At 69.9% G+C, this 339-nt stretch carries 1 protein-coding gene; it reads right to left on the bottom strand.

Annotation, left to right across the window (positions count from 1 at the left end; translation table 11 throughout):
• The coding region (locus tag EKO23_RS24930; protein WP_134721281.1) for an aminotransferase class III-fold pyridoxal phosphate-dependent enzyme at positions 1-339 on the bottom strand (339 nt) is incomplete at both ends.

Here is a 339-nt window from a genome sequence, read left to right as displayed (position 1 = left end):
CGTGGAAGTTGCCCTCCATCGCCACGATCGTCGCCTGGTTCTCCGCGACGCCCTTGACGAGGTAGCCCCACTTGCGAGCCAGCTTGATCGCGGTCTCGACGGCCTCGGCGCCCGAGTTCATCGGCAGGACCATCTCCTTGCCGGTCAGCCGTGCGAGGTCCCGGGCGAACGGGCCGAGCTGGTCGTCATAGAAGGCCCGCGAGGTCAGCGTGAGCCGACCCAGTTGCTCCTGCGCCCGCGCGACGAGGCGCGGGTGCGCGTGGCCGAAGTTCAGTGCGCTGTAGCCGGCCAGGCAGTCGAGGTAGCGACGCCCCTCGACGTCGGTCACCCAGGCGCCCT

Source organism: Nocardioides guangzhouensis, assembly GCF_004519545.1.
Taxonomy (GTDB): domain Bacteria; phylum Actinomycetota; class Actinomycetes; order Propionibacteriales; family Nocardioidaceae; genus Nocardioides; species Nocardioides guangzhouensis.
This window is presented reverse-complemented; position numbering and strand designations above follow the sequence as displayed.